This window comes from Pseudomonas sp. 39004 (assembly GCF_028682155.1).
Classification (GTDB): Bacteria; Pseudomonadota; Gammaproteobacteria; order Pseudomonadales; family Pseudomonadaceae; genus Aquipseudomonas; species Aquipseudomonas capeferrum.
In genome coordinates, this window is the sequence record NZ_JANIAG010000040.1 from 18,186 (window position 1) to 36,404 (window position 18,219).

General features: G+C 62.8%; 16 protein-coding genes. 9 read left to right on the forward strand and 7 right to left on the reverse strand.

The window, feature by feature from the left end; translation table 11 throughout:
* Positions 1 to 53: 53 nt before the first annotated feature.
* Positions 54 to 494 (reverse strand): NUDIX hydrolase, encoded by a 441-nt coding sequence (locus tag NP534_RS09800; protein ID WP_274098599.1) that lies wholly within the window; start codon positions 492 to 494, stop codon positions 54 to 56.
* Between the two features lie 152 nt (positions 495 to 646).
* Entirely contained in the window at positions 647 to 2,872 is a 2,226-nt protein-coding gene (locus NP534_RS09805; RefSeq protein ID WP_274098600.1) for an NADP-dependent isocitrate dehydrogenase, read from the reverse strand.
* A gap of 414 nt (positions 2,873 to 3,286) precedes the next feature.
* On the opposite strand from NP534_RS09805, the gene icd reads away from it, so the two are divergent.
* Positions 3,287 to 4,543: an NADP-dependent isocitrate dehydrogenase gene (gene icd / locus NP534_RS09810; RefSeq protein ID WP_274098601.1), complete on the forward strand. Its 1,257-nt coding sequence runs from the start codon at positions 3,287 to 3,289 to the stop codon at positions 4,541 to 4,543.
* Between the two features lie 69 nt (positions 4,544 to 4,612).
* On the opposite strand, the gene cspD is transcribed toward icd, so the two are convergent.
* Complete coding sequence (gene cspD / locus NP534_RS09815; RefSeq protein WP_033696731.1) at positions 4,613 to 4,873, reverse strand: cold shock domain-containing protein CspD; 261 nt, start codon at positions 4,871 to 4,873, stop codon at positions 4,613 to 4,615.
* Positions 4,874 to 5,103: 230 nt separating this feature from the next.
* Here cspD and clpS point away from each other — a divergent pair, with 230 nt between their 5' ends.
* Positions 5,104 to 5,466 carry an ATP-dependent Clp protease adapter ClpS gene (clpS, locus tag NP534_RS09820; RefSeq protein ID WP_003251220.1) on the forward strand — a complete coding sequence of 121 codons (363 nt, stop codon included), beginning with the start codon at positions 5,104 to 5,106 and terminating at the stop codon, positions 5,464 to 5,466.
* Between the two features lie 30 nt (positions 5,467 to 5,496).
* Entirely contained in the window at positions 5,497 to 7,767 is a 2,271-nt protein-coding gene (gene clpA / locus NP534_RS09825; RefSeq protein ID WP_033696733.1) for an ATP-dependent Clp protease ATP-binding subunit ClpA, read from the forward strand.
* Between the two features lie 155 nt (positions 7,768 to 7,922).
* Here clpA and infA read toward each other — a convergent pair whose 3' ends face one another.
* From infA to aat, 3 genes are all read right to left on the reverse strand, one after another.
* Entirely contained in the window at positions 7,923 to 8,141 is a 219-nt protein-coding gene (gene infA, locus NP534_RS09830; RefSeq protein WP_002553999.1) for a translation initiation factor IF-1, read from the reverse strand.
* Positions 8,142 to 8,243: 102 nt separating this feature from the next.
* Complete coding sequence (locus NP534_RS09835; protein ID WP_033696734.1) at positions 8,244 to 8,951, reverse strand: arginyltransferase; 708 nt, start codon at positions 8,949 to 8,951, stop codon at positions 8,244 to 8,246.
* Positions 8,952 to 9,008: 57 nt separating this feature from the next.
* Positions 9,009 to 9,689 (reverse strand): leucyl/phenylalanyl-tRNA--protein transferase, encoded by a 681-nt coding sequence (aat, locus tag NP534_RS09840; protein ID WP_047581837.1) that lies wholly within the window; start codon positions 9,687 to 9,689, stop codon positions 9,009 to 9,011.
* Positions 9,690 to 10,092: 403 nt separating this feature from the next.
* Here aat and NP534_RS09845 point away from each other — a divergent pair, with 403 nt between their 5' ends.
* The 6 genes from NP534_RS09845 (at position 10,093) to cysG (ending at position 17,616) form a co-directional block, all read left to right on the forward strand.
* Positions 10,093 to 12,519, forward strand: a complete 2,427-nt coding sequence (locus tag NP534_RS09845; protein WP_274098602.1) for a DNA translocase FtsK — start codon at positions 10,093 to 10,095, stop codon at positions 12,517 to 12,519.
* Between the two features lie 61 nt (positions 12,520 to 12,580).
* The gene (gene lolA / locus NP534_RS09850) at positions 12,581 to 13,204 is read left to right on the forward strand and encodes an outer membrane lipoprotein chaperone LolA (protein WP_033696739.1); all 624 of its coding nucleotides are present in this window, start codon (positions 12,581 to 12,583) and stop codon (positions 13,202 to 13,204) included.
* A 12-nt stretch (positions 13,205 to 13,216) separates the two neighbouring features.
* Positions 13,217 to 14,542, forward strand: a complete 1,326-nt coding sequence (locus NP534_RS09855; RefSeq protein WP_033696740.1) for a replication-associated recombination protein A — start codon at positions 13,217 to 13,219, stop codon at positions 14,540 to 14,542.
* The gene (crcB, locus tag NP534_RS09860) at positions 14,539 to 14,913 is read left to right on the forward strand and encodes a fluoride efflux transporter CrcB (RefSeq protein ID WP_274098603.1); all 375 of its coding nucleotides are present in this window, start codon (positions 14,539 to 14,541) and stop codon (positions 14,911 to 14,913) included. The genes NP534_RS09855 and crcB overlap by 4 nt, the downstream gene beginning before the upstream one ends.
* Positions 14,914 to 14,943: 30 nt before the next feature.
* Positions 14,944 to 16,224, forward strand: a complete 1,281-nt coding sequence (serS, locus tag NP534_RS09865) for a serine--tRNA ligase (RefSeq protein ID WP_033696744.1) — start codon at positions 14,944 to 14,946, stop codon at positions 16,222 to 16,224.
* Positions 16,225 to 17,616: a siroheme synthase CysG gene (gene cysG / locus NP534_RS09870; protein ID WP_274098604.1), complete on the forward strand. Its 1,392-nt coding sequence runs from the start codon at positions 16,225 to 16,227 to the stop codon at positions 17,614 to 17,616. It begins immediately after the preceding gene.
* Positions 17,617 to 17,650: 34 nt separating this feature from the next.
* Here the strand turns inward: cysG and NP534_RS09875 are convergent.
* On the reverse strand, positions 17,651 to 18,219 hold a 569-nt coding region (locus tag NP534_RS09875; RefSeq protein ID WP_274098605.1), incomplete at its 5' end, for a glutathione S-transferase family protein.

Here is an 18,219-nt window from a genome sequence, read left to right on the forward strand (position 1 = left end):
CGATGTGTATCAGAGGGGAAAAACGCCGATTCTATCAAACCCGAGGCCGCGCGTCAGTCGCGCAGCAGGGCGAGGCTGTGCAGCGGGCCGGCCAGGTAGTCGTCGAGGCAGCGCGGCACCAGCTCGCTGCGCCAGCGGGTGGGGTCGGCCAGCAGTTCATCGCGGGTCAGCCAGACGGCGCGGACGATGTCGCTGTCCAGCCCCAGGTCGGCGTGATGGCGCACCGGGCGTGCGGCGAAGCAGATGCGCTGGTAGGTCACACCATTGCTGGGTGCGGTGTACAGGTAGATGCCGACCACGCCGGTCAGTTCGACTTCCCAGGCGGTTTCTTCGAGGGTTTCGCGCAGGGCGGCCTGGGGCAGGGTTTCGTTGGGTTCCAGGTGGCCAGCGGGCTGGTTGAAGACATGCTGGCCAGCTTTGAACTCTTCGACGAAGAGGAATTTGCCCTCGTGCTCGACGACGGTGGCGACGGTGATATGGGGTTGCCAAGACACGGTCGATGCTCTCCCTAAGTAGCAAGTTTCAAGCTGCAAGCCACAAGTCGAAGCAGTACGCGGGCTGCTTTGACTTGTGGCTTGCAGTTTGCGGCTAAAAAGCACAAACCCCGGTGCGTGGCCGGGGTTTGTGGTGTTACATCAAGCGAACCTTACAGGGCGGCAATGGCGCTGTTGAAGGTCTGGCTTGGGCGCATCACCTTGGCGGTCAGCTCGGCATCCGTGGCGTAGTAGCCACCGATGTCGGCCGGCTTGCCCTGAACGGCGTTGAGCTCGGCGACGATGGTCGCTTCGTTCTCGGCCAGGGTTTTAGCCAGCGGGGCGAAGCGCGCCTGCAGGGCGGCGTCGTCAGCCTGGGCGGCCAGGGCTTCGGCCCAGTACAGGGTCAGGTAGAAGTGGCTGCCGCGGTTGTCGATGCCACCGACTTTGCGCGAAGGCGACTTGTTGGTGTCGAGGAACTTGCCGGTAGCCTGGTCCAGGGTGTTGGCCAGGACCTTGGCGCGCGGGTTGTCGTAGGTGTTGCCCAGGTGCTCCAGGGAAGCGGCCAGGGCCAGGAACTCACCCAGCGAGTCCCAACGCAGGAAGTTCTCTTCGACCAACTGCTGCACGTGCTTGGGTGCCGAACCGCCAGCGCCGGTTTCGAACAGACCACCGCCGTTCATCAGCGGCACGATCGACAGCATCTTGGCGCTGGTGCCCAGCTCCATGATCGGGAACAGGTCGGTCAGGTAGTCGCGCAGCACGTTGCCGGTCACCGAAATGGTGTCCTTGCCTTCGCGGATGCGGGCCAGGGAGAACTTGATGGCGTCGACCGGTGCCAGGACACGGATGTCCAGGCCGGTGGTGTCGTGATCCTTCAGGTACTGTTGCACCTTCTCGATCATCACGCCGTCGTGGGCGCGCGCCGGGTCCAGCCAGAACACCGCCGGGGTGTTGCTCAGGCGGGCACGGTTGACGGCCAGCTTGACCCAGTCCTGGATCGGCGCGTCCTTGGTCTGGCACATGCGGAAGATGTCACCCGCTTCGACGTTCTGCTGCAGCACGACCTGGCCTTTGCCGTCGACCACACGCACCACGCCATCGGCCTGGATCTGGAAGGTCTTGTCGTGGGAGCCATACTCTTCGGCTTTCTGCGCCATCAGGCCGACGTTCGGTACGCTGCCCATGGTGGTCGGGTCGAAGGCGCCGTTGGCCTTGCAGTCTTCGATGGTGGCCTGGTAGATGCCGGCGTAGCAGCGGTCCGGGATGATCGCCTTGGCGTCCTGCAGCTCACCAGCGGTGTTCCACATCTTGCCCGAGTCACGGATCATGGCCGGCATCGAGGCGTCGACGATGACGTCGCTCGGCACGTGCAGGTTGGTGATGCCTTTGTCGGAGTTGACCATGGCCAGGGCCGGGCGAACGGCGTACAGGGCCTGGATGTCGGCTTCGATCTCGGCCTGCTTGTCAGCTGGCAGGTCCTTGATGCGGGCGTACAGGTCGCCGATGCCGTTGTTGGCGTTGAAGCCCACTTCAGCCAGTGCGGCGGCGTGCTTGGCCAGCACGTCGTTGTAGAACGCTTCGACGATGACGCCGAACATGATCGGGTCGGAGACCTTCATCATGGTGGCTTTCAGGTGCACCGACAGCAGCACGCCAGAGGCCTTGGCATCGGCGATCTGCTCGGCGATGAAGGCTTGCAGGGCCTTGCGGCTCATGGTGGCGCAGTCGACGATCTCGGCAGCTTTGACCGCAGTCTTGGCTTTCAGAACGGTGGTGGTGCCGTCTTTGCCGACCAGCTCGATGCGCAGGCTGTCGTCAGCCTCGATCAGCGCGGCCTTTTCGCTGCCGTAGAAGTCGCCTTGGGTCATGTGGGCAACGTGCGACTGCGAGTCGGCAGCCCAGGCGCCCATCTTGTGCGGGTGCTTGCGTGCGTAGTTCTTGACCGACAGCGGGGCGCGGCGGTCGGAGTTGCCTTCGCGCAGTACCGGGTTGACGGCGCTGCCCTTGATGCGGTCGTAGCGGGCGCGGGATTCTTTCTCGGCCTCGGTGGACGGCTCGTCGGCGTAGTCGGGGATGTTGAAGCCTTTGCCTTGCAGTTCCTTGATCGCGGCCTTGAGCTGCGGTACCGAGGCGCTGATGTTTGGCAGCTTGATGATGTTGGCTTCAGGAGTGGTAGCCAGTTGGCCCAGTTCCGCCAAGTGATCGCCTACTTGCTTCTCGGCGCCCAGTTGCTCCGGGAAAGCCGCGAGGATACGGCCAGCCAGGGAAATGTCGCGAGTTTCGACGGCGATGTCGGCCGAGGCGGTGAACGCTTCGACGATCGGCAGCAGCGAGTAGGTGGCGAGGGCAGGGGCTTCGTCGGTGAAGGTATAGATGATCTTGGAACGGGTGGGCATGCGGTTTAACTCTCTATGTGCTGAGCGTACTCGAGTCTCGAGGTGCGCAGGGTAGGCGCTTCGCCCTGGCGACGCCATGAGCGGAAAGTCGAGAGGCTGCGAGCGGTGATGGTGGATGCATCAGTCGAGCGTCAAGTGCTGAACTGCGGTAACAGCCCAGGCTTCGTGGCCGTTCTTGGCCAAGGGCGAGCCGCATTTTCCAAGGGTTCGCCCCGATGACCCTACGGTCGCGGCGCAGTATATCAAACCAATCGGGCTATTCAGCAAGGCGAAGTGACATCGGCGCCATTTATAAGACCAAAGACGTAGGGGCAATGTGGCGCGTTGTCGCAGCGCTTGCAGGTCAGCAGATGTGGTTTAGGCTCAGTGGATCGCACGATGTCCAATCACACCCGAAAGCGGAGTAGTGCAAGCATGGGATACCAGAAAATCAAGGTTCCGACCGACGGCACCAAGATCACCGTCAATGCAGACCATTCGCTCAATGTGCCCGACAACCCCATCATTCCCTATATCGAAGGCGACGGGATCGGCGTCGATGTCTCGCCGGTGATGATCAAAGTGGTGGATGCTGCCGTACAGAAAGCCTACGGCGGCAAGCGCAAGATTGCCTGGATGGAGGTGTACGCGGGCGAGAAGGCCACCCAGGTCTATGACCAGGACACCTGGCTGCCGCAGGAAACCCTCGATGCGGTGCGTGAGTACGTGGTGTCGATCAAGGGCCCGCTGACCACGCCGGTCGGCGGTGGCATCCGCTCACTGAACGTGGCCTTGCGCCAGCAGCTTGACCTGTACGTGTGTCTGCGCCCGGTGGTGTGGTTCCAGGGCGTGCCGAGCCCGGTGAAAAAGCCTGGCGATGTCGACATGGTGATCTTCCGTGAAAACTCCGAAGACATCTATGCGGGCATCGAATGGAAAGCCGGTTCGCCTGAGGCGAACAAGGTGATCAAGTTCCTCAAGGAGGAAATGGGCGTCACCAAGATCCGCTTCGACCAGGACTGCGGCATCGGGGTCAAGCCCGTCTCCAGGGAGGGCACCCAGCGCCTGGTGCGCAAGGCGTTGCAGTACGTGGTGGACAACGACCGCGAATCGCTCACCCTGGTGCACAAGGGCAACATCATGAAGTTCACCGAAGGCGCCTTCAAGGACTGGGGCTACGAGGTGGCCCGCGACGAGTTTGGCGCCGAGCTGCTCGACGGCGGCCCCTGGATGAAGTTCAACAACCCCAAGACCGGTCGCGAGGTCATCGTCAAGGATGCCATCGCCGACGCCATGCTCCAGCAGATCCTGCTGCGCCCGGCCGAGTACGACGTGATCGCCACCCTCAACCTCAACGGTGACTACCTGTCTGACGCCTTGGCGGCGGAAGTGGGCGGTATCGGCATCGCGCCGGGCGCCAACCTGTCCGACACCGTGGCCATGTTCGAGGCCACCCACGGCACTGCGCCCAAGTATGCCGGGCAAGACAAGGTCAACCCGGGTTCGGTGATTCTGTCGGCAGAAATGATGCTGCGCCACATGGGCTGGACCGAGGCGGCCGACCTGATCATCAAGGGCACCAACGGCGCGATTGCTGCCAAGACCGTGACCTACGACTTCGAGCGCCTGATGGAAGGGGCGAAGCTGGTGGGCAGTTCGGGCTTTGGCGATGAAATGATCAAGCATATGTGAGGCAAGAGAAAACCGGTCGCCTGGCTAAAGAGGCGACCGGTTTTTTCGTATACCGACACGGAGCAGGGTTCAGGCTCTGGCGGTTTCGCTCGCGGTCTGGCTTTGGGCCTTGGCAGCCGCAGCGGTAACGGCGTCCATTATCTTGACCGCGTGCAGGCCTTTGGGGCCCTGGATGATTTCGAATTCCACGGCCTGGCCAGCCTTGAGCGTCTTGTATCCGTCCATCTGGATGGCCGAGTAGTGAGCGAACAGGTCATCGGATTTACCATCCTCGTTGATGAATCCGTAGCCCTTGGCATTGTTGAACCACTTGACTTTACCGCTTGCCATCCCTATGTCCCTCTGCAAAGGACTCCATCACTGGAGTATCATCCACTTCATCCGCATACGAACCATGCGAAAAATCTGGTTGACTGCGCGGATCTTTATCGACCACGGTGGGTTCTTATTGGTTGTAACACCGTTTTGCCGATAGTCAAGGTCAGGCGGCGCGTGCGCCGTAGGCGAACTTTGCGCTCAACCGACAACTTTAACCTGTCGATCATGATGAAATTCTTTCCATGCATGCACCTAGTGAGATTCGACTAACATTCAATCAGGATCGCCCGCAATCGAATGAGGACGACGGCTCAGGTCTTGCTGTCCAGGAAGCCAAGCCGATCCTGCAGGCGCCACCGATGTACAAGGTGGTTTTGTTCAACGATGACTACACACCGATGGATTTCGTCGTCGAAGTGCTCGAGACGTTCTTCAGTCTGAACCGCGAGCTGGCGACCAAGATCATGCTGACCGTCCATACCGAGGGGCGGGCAGTGTGCGGATTGTTTACCCGTGACATCGCCGAAACAAAGGCCATGCAGGTCAACCAATACGCCAGGGAAAGCCAGCATCCGCTACTCTGTGAAATCGAGAAGGACGGTTAATCGCCGACCACTTGGGTATGAGGTGAAGCTATGTTAAACCGCGAGCTCGAAGTCACCCTCAATCTGGCCTTCAAGGAGGCTCGTTCGAAACGTCATGAATTCATGACCGTCGAACATCTGCTGCTGGCACTCCTTGACAATGAGGCTGCCGCGACCGTTCTGCGCGCCTGTGGCGCCAATCTCGACAAACTCAAGCACGATCTGCAAGAGTTCATCGATTCCACTACGCCCCTGATTCCGGTCAACGATGAAGACCGCGAGACCCAGCCAACCCTGGGCTTCCAGCGTGTGCTGCAGCGTGCCGTGTTCCATGTGCAAAGCTCCGGCAAGCGTGAAGTGACCGGCGCCAACGTGCTGGTGGCGATCTTCAGCGAACAGGAAAGCCAGGCCGTGTTCCTGCTCAAGCAGCAGAGCGTGGCCCGGATCGACGTGGTCAACTATATCGCCCATGGCATTTCCAAGGTGCCGGGCCATGGCCCGAACACTGAAGGCGACCAGGAAATGCAGGACGAGGACGGTGGCGAAACGTCATCGTCGAGCAACCCGCTGGATGCTTACGCCAGCAACCTGAACGAGCTGGCCCGCGCCGGGCGCATCGACCCGCTGGTCGGGCGCGAGCAGGAGGTCGAGCGCGTCGCGCAGATTCTGGCGCGTCGGCGCAAGAACAACCCGCTGCTGGTGGGTGAGGCCGGGGTAGGCAAAACTGCCATTGCCGAAGGCCTGGCCAAGCGTATCGTCGACGGTCAGGTGCCAGACCTGCTGGCCCAGAGCGTGGTGTACTCCCTCGACTTGGGTGCGCTGCTGGCCGGCACCAAGTACCGTGGCGACTTCGAGAAGCGTTTCAAGGCGCTGCTCGGCGAGCTGCGCAAACGCCCGCAGGCGATCCTGTTCATCGATGAGATCCACACCATCATCGGTGCCGGTGCGGCGTCTGGTGGGGTCATGGATGCGTCCAACCTGCTCAAGCCGCTGCTGTCGTCTGGCGACATTCGCTGCATTGGTTCGACCACCTTCCAGGAGTTTCGCGGCATCTTCGAGAAGGACCGTGCCTTGGCGCGGCGCTTCCAGAAGGTCGATGTCAGCGAGCCTTCGGTGGAAGACACCGTGGGCATCCTGCGCGGGCTCAAGGGCCGGTTCGAGAGCCATCACAACATCGAGTACAGCGACGAAGCCCTGCGCGCCGCCGCCGAGCTGGCCTCGCGCTACATCAATGACCGGCACATGCCGGACAAGGCCATCGATGTGATCGACGAGGCGGGTGCCTACCAGCGCCTGCAGCCAGAGGCGAACCGGGTCAAACGCATCGACGTGCCGCAAGTTGAAGACATCGTCGCCAAGATTGCACGGATTCCGCCGAAGCATGTCAGCAGCTCCGACAAGGAACTGTTGCGTAACCTGGAGCGTGACCTGAAGCTGACCGTGTTCGGGCAGGACCCTGCCATCGACTCGCTGTCGACCGCGATCAAGCTGTCCCGTGCCGGGCTCAAGGCGCCCGACAAGCCGGTCGGCTCGTTCCTGTTCGCCGGGCCTACCGGTGTCGGCAAGACCGAAGCGGCGCGGCAGTTGGCCAAGGCGCTGGGCGTGGAGCTGGTGCGCTTCGACATGTCCGAGTACATGGAGCGGCATACCGTTTCGCGCCTGATCGGTGCTCCGCCCGGTTATGTCGGGTTCGACCAGGGTGGCCTGTTGACCGAGGCAATCACCAAGCAGCCGCATTGCGTCCTGCTGCTGGACGAAATCGAGAAGGCGCACCCGGAAGTCTTCAACCTGCTGCTGCAAGTGATGGACCACGGTACGCTGACCGACAACAACGGGCGCAAGGCGGACTTCCGCAACGTGATCCTGATCATGACCACCAACGCCGGGGCTGAAACCGCGGCGCGGGCATCGATCGGGTTTACCCATCAGGACCATGCGTCCGATGCCATGGAGGTCATCCGCAAGAGCTTCACGCCGGAGTTCCGCAACCGTCTGGACACCATCATCCAGTTTGGCCGCCTGAGCCACGAGACGATCAAGAGCATCGTCGACAAGTTCCTCATCGAGCTGCAGGCCCAGCTGGAAGACAAGCGTGTGCTGCTGGAAGTCAGTGATGACGCCCGCGGCTGGCTGGCGGCCTCGGGCTACGATGTGCAGATGGGCGCGCGGCCAATGGCGCGGCTGATCCAGGACAAGATCAAACGGCCACTGGCCGAGGAGATCCTGTTTGGCGAGCTGGCCGAGCATGGTGGCGTGGTGCACGTCGACCTGCGCGATGGCGAACTGGTGTTCGACTTCGAGACCACGGCTGAGGTGGCGTGACAGTGGGGCCGCTATGCGGCCCTTTCTCGCCGTACCTACAGGTTTCCGCGATCCTGTAGGAGCGGCCTTGCGTCGCGAAAGGAGGGCAAAGCCCTCCCAGTTCTTCAACCCATAAAAAAGCCCGGCACATGGCCGGGCTTTTTCATGGCTTGGGCTTAGCGCGCACGGTAAGTGATGCGGCCTTTGCTCAGGTCGTAAGGTGTCAGTTCGACGCGGACCTTGTCGCCAGTGAGAATACGAATGTAGTTCTTGCGCATCTTTCCGGAGATGTGCGCGGTTACGACGTGCCCGTTTTCCAACTCCACGCGGAACATGGTGTTGGGCAGGGTGTCGACGACAGTACCTTCCATTTCGAAGCTGTCTTCTTTCGACATGCAGTTGAGCCCTCGGTGTCCAGTGTTGGCCCGACGCATAACCGCACCGGGCAAAAAAGTGGCGTGGATTATGCCGGAAAATAGTGTTTCAAGCCAATGCTTTCAGTTGAGGGTGACCCAGCGCTGGTTGATCAGCAGCTCGATGGGGCGATACTGCGTCTTGTAGTTCATCTTCTTGCAGTTCTTGATCCAGTAACCGAGGTAAACCGCCTCAAGATTCTGGCGCAGGGCTTCGGTGATCTGCCAGAGGATGGCGAAACGGCCCAGGCTGCGGCGCTCTTCATCGGGCTCGTAGAAGGTGTACACCGCCGACAGGCCGTTAGGCAGCAGGTCGCACACCGCCACCGCCAGCAGGCGCCCCGCCAGGCGGAACTCGTAGAACCAGCAGAACGGCAGGTCGCGCACCAGGAAGGTGGAGAACTGGTCGCGGCTGGGCGGGTACATGTCGCCGTCGGCGTGACGGGTCTCGATGTAGCGCCGGTACAGGTCGAAGTACTCTTCCTTGAATGCCGGGCGTGCCGCAGTCACGGTCAGGTCGGCGTTGCGCTTGAGGATGCGGCGCTGCTGGCGGTTGGGGATGAAGCGCGCTGTTGGAATGCGCGCCGGCACGCAGGCATTGCAGTTTTGGCAATGGGGGCGGTAGAGGTGATCGCCGCTGCGCCGAAAACCCATTTCAGACAGGTCGGCATAGACGTTCACGTCCATCGGCTGGCTGGGGTCGAGAAACAGCGTGGTGGCCTGCTCCTCGGGCAGGTAGCTGCAGGAGTGGGGCTGAGTGGCATAGAACTTCAACCGCGCCAACTCTGTCATGATCAACCCCTTCGGTGAGACTTTGCCTTTAAGTGTAAGCCAGCTCTGGGAACTCGCCTAGGGAACCCAGGTGGCGCTGTTGGGCTGGTCAAGGTAACGCGCGAGGTACCCGGCAAACTCGGCGCGGCTGATGGCGCGGGCGCCAAGGCTGTGCAGGTGATTGGTCGGCATCTGGCAGTCGATCAGGACAAAACCGGCCTGGCGCAGGTGCGTGACCAGCGTGACGAAGCCGACCTTGGAGGCATTGTCGGCACGGCTGAACATCGACTCGCCGAAGAACAGGCGGCCCATCGCCAGGCCATACAGGCCGCCGACCAGCTCGCCGTCCTGGCGCACTTCCACTGAATGGGCGTGGCCGCGACGGTGCAGCTCGCAGTAGGCGGCGCGCATGGTGTCGGTGATCCAGGTGCCGTCGGCATAGTCGCGGGGTGCGGCACAGGCGGCGATCACGGCGGCGAAGTCGGTGTCGAAGGTGACCTGGTAGTGGCCCTGGCGGATGAACTTGGCCAGCGAGCGCGAGACGTGCAGCTCATCTGGCAACAGCACCGTGCGGGGGTTGGGTGACCACCAGAGGATCGGCTGGCCCTCCTGGTACCAAGGGAAGCAGCCATGGCGGTAGGCCTGCACCAGGCGTTCGGGGCTCAGGTCGCCGCCGGCGGCGAGCAGGCCGTTGGGTTCGTGCAGGGCCTTTTCCAGGGGCGGGAAGGTCAGCGAGTCGCGGGTCAGCCAGGTGAGCATGGTCTATTGTGCGGTGGGGGAGGGGAGCGGCCAGCATGGCGCGGCTGAAAAGCAGGGTCAATCGCTGTCGTTCATTCGCCAAGGTACGGGCAACCGTTTAGGTAATTTCCTACACATTCATGAGGCCACAGGCACCATCCGGGACATTTGCTGTCATACCTGTGCAAAAACACAGCATAAGCCTTTGTCACAAAAGAAAATGCATGCTCAAATTGCAGCTAAGTGAAAGTAGCCCCCTCAAGCCCATGTGCGGCGCGCCGTCATGGCGGCTGACGGGCAGTAATGTTAAAAGTAGTGGTTCATTGGCCATGCATTGGCCGATCACTATTGGACGCGCAGCACGCGCAGGAATAGACGCGTTTTGAAGAAATCCACCGCAACTCCAGCTCCCTTGCCAGTGCCCATGTGGCGGCAGCAGCTGCACTATCGCCTGAAGGAAGGTGCGTTGATCGCCGTCGGCGCCATGTGCCTGTATCTGTGGATGGCGCTGCTGACCTACGACACGTCCGACCCTGGCTTCAGCCACACCAGCAACGTCGACCAGGTGCAGAACGCCGCCGGGCGAGCAGGGGCCTACTTCGCCGACATCCTGTTCATGGTGCTGGGCTACTTCGCCTACATCTTCCCGCTGCTGCTGGCGATCAAGACCTTGCAGATCTTCCGCGAACGCCACCAGGCCTGGGAATGGAGCGGCTGGCTGTTCTCCTGGCGGCTCATCGGGCTGGTGTTCCTGGTGCTGTCGGGCGCGGCCCTGGCGCATATCCATTTCCACCCGCCGGCGAGCATACCGTTCTCTGCCGGGGGCGCCCTGGGCGAAAGCCTGGGCGAGCTGGCGCGCAACCTGCTGAACGTGCAGGGCAGCACGCTGATGTTCATTGCCTTGTTCCTGTTTGGCCTGACGGTGTTCACCGACCTGTCCTGGTTCAAGGTGATGGACCTTACCGGCAAGATCACCCTCGACCTGTTCGAACTGGTGCAAGGCGCCGCCAACCGCTGGTGGGAAGCCCGCAACGAGCGCAAGCGCCTGGAGGCGCAGTTGCGCGAGGTCGATGAACCAGACTTCGGCGCGGCGCCCATGGTGGCCCAGAAGCGCGACCCGGCCAAGCCACAGCTGCGCGAGCGCAGCGTCGAGCGTGACGATGTGCCCGCCCGGCCTGTAGCCGCGCCGCCTGCTGCGCCGCGTGAACCCGTGGTGGCGCGTGAGGCCGTGGTGCCCCGCGAGCAACCTGCGGCCCCGGTAATCGTCCCGCCCGCGCCGGCCAAGGCGCCGGAACCGAGCAAGCGGGTGATGAAGGAGAAGCAGGCGCCGCTGTTCGTCGACAGCGCCGTGGAAGGCACGTTGCCGTCCATTTCCATCCTCGACCCGGCCGAGCAGAAGAAGATCGAGTACTCGCCAGAATCCCTGGCCGGCGTCGGCCAGCTGCTGGAAATCAAGCTCAAGGAATTCGGCGTGGAAGTCTCGGTGGACTCCATCCACCCAGGCCCGGTCATTACCCGTTACGAGATCCAGCCAGCGGCCGGGGTAAAGGTCAGCCGTATCGCCAACCTGGCCAAGGACCTGGCGCGCTCACTGGCAGTGACCAGCGTACGGGTGGTCGAGGTGATCCCGGGCAAAACCACTGTGGGTATCGAGATCCCCAACGAAAACCGGCAGATGGTGCGCTTCTCCGAAGTGTTGTCGTCGCCGCTGTTCGACGAATCCAAATCACCGGTCGCGCTGGCCCTGGGCCACGACATCGGCGGCAAGCCGGTCATCACCGACCTGGCCAAGATGCCGCACCTGCTGGTCGCCGGTACCACTGGCTCCGGTAAGTCGGTGGGTGTGAACGCGATGATCCTGTCGATCCTGTTCAAGTCCGGGCCCGAAGATGCGCGGCTGATCATGATCGACCCGAAGATGCTCGAACTGTCGATCTACGAAGGCATTCCGCACCTGCTGTGCCCGGTGGTCACCGACATGAAGGATGCCGCCAACGCGCTGCGCTGGAGCGTTGCCGAGATGGAGCGGCGTTACAAACTGATGGCCGCCATGGGTGTGCGTAACCTGGCCGGCTTCAACCGCAAGATCAAGGATGCCCAGGAGGCAGGCGAGGTCATTCACGACCCGCTGTACCGCCGCGAGAGCATGGACGACGAGCCGCCAGCGCTGAAGACCCTGCCGACCATCGTGGTAGTGGTCGACGAGTTTGCCGACATGATGATGATCGTCGGCAAGAAGGTCGAAGAGCTGATCGCCCGTATCGCCCAGAAGGCGCGGGCTGCCGGTATTCACCTGATCCTCGCGACCCAGCGTCCGTCGGTTGACGTGATCACTGGCCTGATCAAGGCCAACATCCCGACCCGCATGGCGTTCCAGGTGTCGAGCAAGATCGACTCGCGCACCATCATCGACCAGGGCGGTGCAGAGCAGTTGCTCGGCCACGGTGACATGCTCTACATGCCGCCGGGCACCAGCCTGCCGATTCGTGTGCATGGCGCGTTCGTTTCCGACGACGAAGTGCACCGCACGGTTGAGGCCTGGAAGCTACGTGGCGCGCCGGACTACAACGACGACATCCTCAACGGCGTCGAAGAGGCCGGCAGCGGCTTCGAAGGCGGTGGTGGTGGCGGTGACGGCGACGATTCGGAAAGCGATGCGCTGTATGATGAGGCGGTGCAATTCGTGCTGGAAAGCCGTCGTGCCTCCATTTCGGCGGTGCAGCGCAAGCTGAAGATCGGCTACAACCGCGCCGCACGCATGATCGAGGCGATGGAGATGGCCGGCGTGGTCACCCCCATGAACAGCAACGGCTCGCGGGAAGTGATTGCCCCAGGCGGCCCGCGCGATTGATGAACACATTGCCGGGCGCCTCGAGGGCGCCTGGTTCATAGACTGCCCTACGAGGATTTCCATGCGCGCGATTCGCATGCTGTTGGTTTCTGCCCTGGCCATGGGCTCTGTGTCGGCCCACGCCGGCGAGCTGGACGTAAAGCGCCTGACCCAGTTGCTGGAAAAGTCGCAAACCATCGATGCCAAGTTCTCTCAACTGACGTTGGGCGCCGATGGCACCAGCCTGCAGGAAACTGCCGGGCAGATGACCGTGAAGCGCCCGGGCCTGTTCTACTGGCACACCGATGCCCCGCAGGAGCAGGTGGTGGTGTCCGATGGCAAGATGGTCACCCTGTGGGACCCGGACCTGGAACAGGCCACCATCAAGAAACTCGATGTGCGCCTGAACCAGACCCCGGCGCTGTTGCTGTCCGGTGACGTGTCGAAGATCAGCCAGAGCTTCGATATCGACTCCAAGGAGCAGGGCGAAGTGATGGACTTCACCTTGAAGCCGAAAACCAAGGACACCCTGTTCGACTCGCTGCGTGTTTCGTTCCGCAAGGGCCTGATCAATGACATGCAACTGATCGACAGCGTCGGCCAGCGCACCAACATCCTGTTCACCGGGGTGAAGGCCAACCAGGCGGTGCCGGACAGCAAGTTCAAGTTCGATGTCCCGAAAGGCGCGGACATCATCCAGGAGTAAGCGGAGCCCGTGATGGACCTGTTTCGAAGCGAACCCGTCGCCCAGCCCCTGGCTGCTCGCCTGCGCCCGTCCAACCTGGACGAGTACGTCGGCCAGGAGCACCTGCTGGCGCGCGGCAAGCCGCTGCGCGAGGCGCTGGAGCAGGGGGCTTTGCACTCGATGATCTTCTGGGGCCCGCCCGGGGTCGGCAAGACCACCCTGGCGCGGTTGCTGGCGCAGTTCTGTGATGCCCACTTCGAAACCGTCTCGGCGGTGCTGGCGGGGGTCAAGGAAATTCGCCAGGCGGTCGAGGTGGCCAAGCAGCAGGCGGCCCAGTATGGCCGTCGGACCATCCTGTTCGTCGACGAAGTGCACCGCTTCAACAAGTCCCAGCAGGACGCTTTTCTGCCCTATGTGGAAGACGGCACGCTGATCTTCATCGGCGCCACCACTGAAAACCCCTCCTTTGAGCTGAACAACGCGTTGCTCTCGCGGGCGCGGGTGTATGTGCTCAAGAGCCTGGACGAGCCGGCCCTGCGCAAGTTGGTCGACCGGGCCCTCAGCGAGGAGCGCGGCCTGGGCCAGCACAACCTGCGGGTTGGCGACGAGGCCTTCAAGATGCTCATGGCTGCCGCCGACGGCGATGGCCGACGCATGCTCAATTTTCTCGAAAATGCCTCGGACCTGGCTGAAGATGGCAGCGAAATTGCTGTCGAGCTGCTGCAAAGCCTGCTCGGCGACAGCCGCCGCCGCTTCGATAAAGGTGGCGAGGCGTTCTATGACCAGATCTCGGCGCTGCACAAGTCGGTGCGCGGCTCCAACCCCGATGCGGCCTTGTACTGGTTCGCGCGCATGCTCGATGGTGGCTGCGACCCGCTGTACATCGCCCGCCGCGTGGTGCGCATGGCCAGCGAAGACATCGGCAACGCCGACCCTCGTGCCTTGAGCCTGTGCCTGTCGGCCTGGGACGTGCAAGAGCGCCTGGGCAGTCCCGAGGGTGAGCTGGCAGTCGCCCAGGCCATCACCTATATCGCCTGCGCGCCGAAGAGCAACGCTGTGTACATGGGCTTCAAGACCGCCCTGCGCGAGGCCGCCGAGCACGGCTCGTTGGAGGTGCCGCTGCACCTGCGCAACGCCCCGACCAAATTGATGAAGCAACTGGGCTATGGCGATGAGTACCGCTACGCCCATGACGAGCCCGATGCCTACGCGGCGGGTGAAGATTACTTCCCCGACCAGCTTGAACCCCGCCAGTACTACCAGCCCGTCCCCCGTGGCCTGGAGCTGAAGATCGGCGAGAAGCTTCGGCACCTGGCCGAGCTGGATCGCAGCAGCCCCCGGCAACGGAGAAAACCGTGATTGCACTGATCGCCGCCGTCAGTGCGGGCGGTGTCGCGGGCACGTTGCTGCGCTTTGCCACTGCAAACTGGGTGGTTGCCCACTGGCCACGGCACTTCTATCTCGGTACGCTGGCGGTCAACCTGATCGGCTGCATGCTGATCGGCCTGCTCTACGGCCTGTTCTTGCACAAGCCGATGGTGCCGGCCGAGCTGCGCGCCGGGCTGATGGTCGGCTTTCTTGGCGGCTTGACGACGTTTTCCTCTTTTTCGCTCGATACCGTACGCCTCATGGAAAGCGGGCAGATGCCCCTGGCTTTGGGCTATACCGGTATCAGCGTGGTGGGCGGGCTGCTCGCGACCTGGGCCGGCCTGTCCCTGACCCGATTCTGAACCAACACTTACATATAACGAGAGAACGATATGCTCGATTCCAAACTGTTACGCGGCCAACTTCAGGAAGTGGCGGATCGCCTGGCCTCCCGTGGCTTCAGCCTGGATGTCGCGCGCATCGAATCACTGGAAGAGCGCCGCAAGGCGGTGCAGACCCGTACCGAGCAGCTGCAGGCCGAGCGCAACGCCCGCTCCAAGTCCATCGGCCAGGCCAAGGCCAAAGGCGAGGACATCGCGCCGCTGATGGCCGATGTCGAGCGCATGGCCAATGAACTGGCCGCCGGCAAGGTCGAACTGGATGGCATCCAGGCTGAACTGGACGCCATCCTGCTGACCATCCCCAACCTGCCGGACGCCAGCGTGCCGGTCGGCGCCAGCGAAGACGACAACGTCGAAGTGCGCCGTTGGGGCACGCCGACAGCGTTCGACTTCGAGATCAAGGACCACGTTGCCCTGGGCGAGGTCAGCGGTGGCCTGGACTTCGAAGCCGCTGCCAAGCTGTCTGGCGCACGCTTTGCCGTGCTGCGTGGCCCGATCGCCCGCCTGCACCGCGCCCTGGCGCAGTTCATGATCAACCTGCACACCGGCGAGCACGGCTACGAAGAGCACTACACCCCGTACCTGGTACAGGCACCGGCCCTGCAGGGTACCGGCCAGTTGCCCAAGTTCGAGGAAGACCTGTTCAAGATCACCCGTGAAGGCGAAGCCGACTTCTACCTGATCCCGACGGCCGAGGTTTCGCTGACCAACCTGGTCGCGGGTGAAATCCTCGATGCCAAGCAACTGCCGCTCAAGCTGGTCGCCCACACCCCGTGCTTCCGCAGTGAAGCCGGCGCTTCGGGCCGTGATACCCGCGGCATGATCCGCCAGCACCAGTTCGACAAGGTCGAGATGGTGCAGGTGGTCGAGCCATCCAAGTCGATGGAAGCCCTGGAAGGCCTGACAGGCAACGCCGAGCGTGTGCTGCAACTGCTGGAGCTGCCGTACCGCGTACTGGCGCTGTGCACCGGCGACATGGGCTTTGGTGCGGTGAAGACCTACGACCTGGAAGTGTGGGTGCCAAGCCAGGACAAGTACCGCGAGATCAGCTCCTGCTCCAACTGCGGTGACTTCCAGGCCCGTCGCATGCAAGCCCGCTGGCGCAACCCGGAAACCGGCAAGCCAGAGCTGGTGCACACCCTCAACGGCTCTGGCCTGGCGGTAGGCCGCACCCTGGTGGCGGTCCTTGAGAACTATCAGCAGGCCGACGGTTCGATCCGTGTGCCAGAGGTGCTCAAACCGTACATGGGTGGCGTCGAGGTCATCCGCTAAATGGATTACCTGCCACTGTTCCACAAGCTGCAGGGCGGCCGGGTACTGGTTGTCGGTGGCGGTGAAATTGCCTTGCGCAAGGCGCGCCTGCTGGCTGATGCCGGCGCCGCGCTGCGCGTGGTGGCGCCCGAGGTTGATGGCCAGTTGGCTGCATTGGCCCGGGAAGGTGGCGGTGAGGTGCTGGTGCGGGGTTATCAGGCGTCCGACCTGGTCGGTTGCCGGCTGGTGATCGCGGCCACCGACGACCCTGGGCTCAACGCCCAGGTGTCGGCCGATGCCCAGTCGCTCAACCTGCCGGTCAATGTGGTGGATGCGCCGGCCCTGTGCACGGTGATCTTCCCGGCCATCGTCGACCGCTCGCCGTTGGTGGTGGCCGTCTCCAGTGGCGGTGATGCGCCGGTCTTGGCGCGCTTGATTCGCGCCAAGCTGGAGGCGTGGATCCCCTCGGCGTACGGCGAGCTGGCCGGGTTGGCCGCGCGTTTCCGGCACCAGGTCAAACGCCTGTACCCGGACGTCAACCAGCGTCGCGGTTTCTGGGAAAACGTATTCCAGGGCCCGGTTGCCGAGCGCCAGCTGGCCGGGCAGGGCGCGGAGGCCGAGCGCTTGTTGCAGGCGATGGTCGATGGTGCACCGGTGCAACAGGGCGGTGAGGTGTATCTGGTGGGCGCGGGGCCGGGTGATCCGGACTTGCTGACCTTCCGTGCCTTGCGCCTGATGCAGCAGGCCGACGTGGTGCTGTACGACCGCCTGGTGGCCCCGGCCATCATCGAGATGTGCCGACGTGATGCCGAGCGTATCTACGTGGGCAAGCGCCGCGCCGACCATGCGGTGCCGCAGGACCAGATCAACCGTCTGCTGGTCGACCTGGCCAAGCAGGGCAAGCGCGTGCTGCGGCTCAAGGGTGGCGATCCGTTCATCTTTGGGCGGGGTGGCGAGGAGATCGAAGAACTGGCCGAGCAGGGCATCCCGTTCCAGGTGGTACCGGGTATCACTGCGGCCAGTGGTTGCTCTGCCTACGGCGGCATCCCGCTGACCCATCGCGATTATGCGCAGTCGGTGCGCTTCGTGACCGGGCACCTGAAGGACGGGACCAGTAACCTGCCTTGGAATGACCTGGTGGCGCCGAACCAGACTCTGGTGTTCTACATGGGGCTGGTGGGCTTGCCGACCATTTGCGCCGAGCTGATTCGTCATGGGCGTGCGGCCAGCACACCTGCGGCGCTGGTGCAGCAGGGGACAACGCGTAATCAGCGGGTGTTCACCGGTACCCTGGCGGATTTGCCGGGCCTGGTCGCCCAGCATGAAGTGCATGCGCCGACCCTGGTGATCGTCGGGGAAGTGGTGCAGTTGCGTGAAAAGCTGGCTTGGTTTGAAGGGTCGCAACAAAGCTGAAATCGAACGGGGCCGCTTTGCGGCCCCGGCGTTATCAGCTATTAAGCCATATCCCACGCCCCGCCAAACGCTCCCGATCATGCGCCAGGCCAAACTCCTGCAGCGGCCCCTTGGGCACGATCCCATTCGGGTTGATGGTCTTGTGGCTCATGTAATAGTGCTTCTGGATGTGCTCCATATCCACCGTCTGCGCCACCCCTGGCCACTGGTACAGCTCGCGCAGCCAGTTTGACAGGTTCGGGTAATCGGCCAGGCGCCGCAGGTTGCACTTGAAGTGCCCGTGATACACCGCGTCGAAGCGCACCAGCGTGGTGAACAGGCGCACATCGGCCTCGGTAAGGTACTCACCGGCCAGGTACCGCTGGCGGCTCAGCAGCGCTTCCAGATGATCCAGCTCATTGAACACCTCGTCGAATGCCGCTTCGTACGCGTCCTGCGTCGTGGCGAAACCTGCGCGGTATACGCCATTGTTCACCGCCGGGTAAATCCGCTCGTTCAGTGCGTCGATCGTTGGGCGCAACGGCTCGGGGTACAGGTCCAGGCGGTTGCCGGTCAACTCGTCGAAGGCACTGTTGAAGATGCGGATGATCTCGGACGATTCGT

Bases quoted from the DNA above. Each gene is read 5' to 3' on its own strand.
- serS (WP_033696744.1), top strand. From the start codon at position 14,944: ATGCTCGATTCCAAACTGTTACGCGGCCAACTTCAGGAAGTGGCGGAT.
- lolA (WP_033696739.1), top strand. From the start codon at position 12,581: ATGCGCGCGATTCGCATGCTGTTGGTTTCTGCCCTGGCCATGGGCTCT.
- NP534_RS09845 (WP_274098602.1), top strand. From the start codon at position 10,093: ATGTGGCGGCAGCAGCTGCACTATCGCCTGAAGGAAGGTGCGTTGATC.
- cspD (WP_033696731.1), bottom strand. From the start codon at position 4,873: ATGGCAAGCGGTAAAGTCAAGTGGTTCAACAATGCCAAGGGCTACGGA.
- clpA (WP_033696733.1), top strand. From the start codon at position 5,497: ATGTTAAACCGCGAGCTCGAAGTCACCCTCAATCTGGCCTTCAAGGAG.
- NP534_RS09855 (WP_033696740.1), top strand. From the start codon at position 13,217: ATGGACCTGTTTCGAAGCGAACCCGTCGCCCAGCCCCTGGCTGCTCGC.
- clpS (WP_003251220.1), top strand. From the start codon at position 5,104: ATGCATGCACCTAGTGAGATTCGACTAACATTCAATCAGGATCGCCCG.
- NP534_RS09805 (WP_274098600.1), bottom strand. From the start codon at position 2,872: ATGCCCACCCGTTCCAAGATCATCTATACCTTCACCGACGAAGCCCCT.
- infA (WP_002553999.1), bottom strand. From the start codon at position 8,141: ATGTCGAAAGAAGACAGCTTCGAAATGGAAGGTACTGTCGTCGACACC.
- aat (WP_047581837.1), bottom strand. From the start codon at position 9,689: ATGCTCACCTGGCTGACCCGCGACTCGCTGACCTTCCCGCCCCTGGAA.
- NP534_RS09835 (WP_033696734.1), bottom strand. From the start codon at position 8,951: ATGACAGAGTTGGCGCGGTTGAAGTTCTATGCCACTCAGCCCCACTCC.
- icd (WP_274098601.1), top strand. From the start codon at position 3,287: ATGGGATACCAGAAAATCAAGGTTCCGACCGACGGCACCAAGATCACC.
- cysG (WP_274098604.1), top strand. From the start codon at position 16,225: ATGGATTACCTGCCACTGTTCCACAAGCTGCAGGGCGGCCGGGTACTG.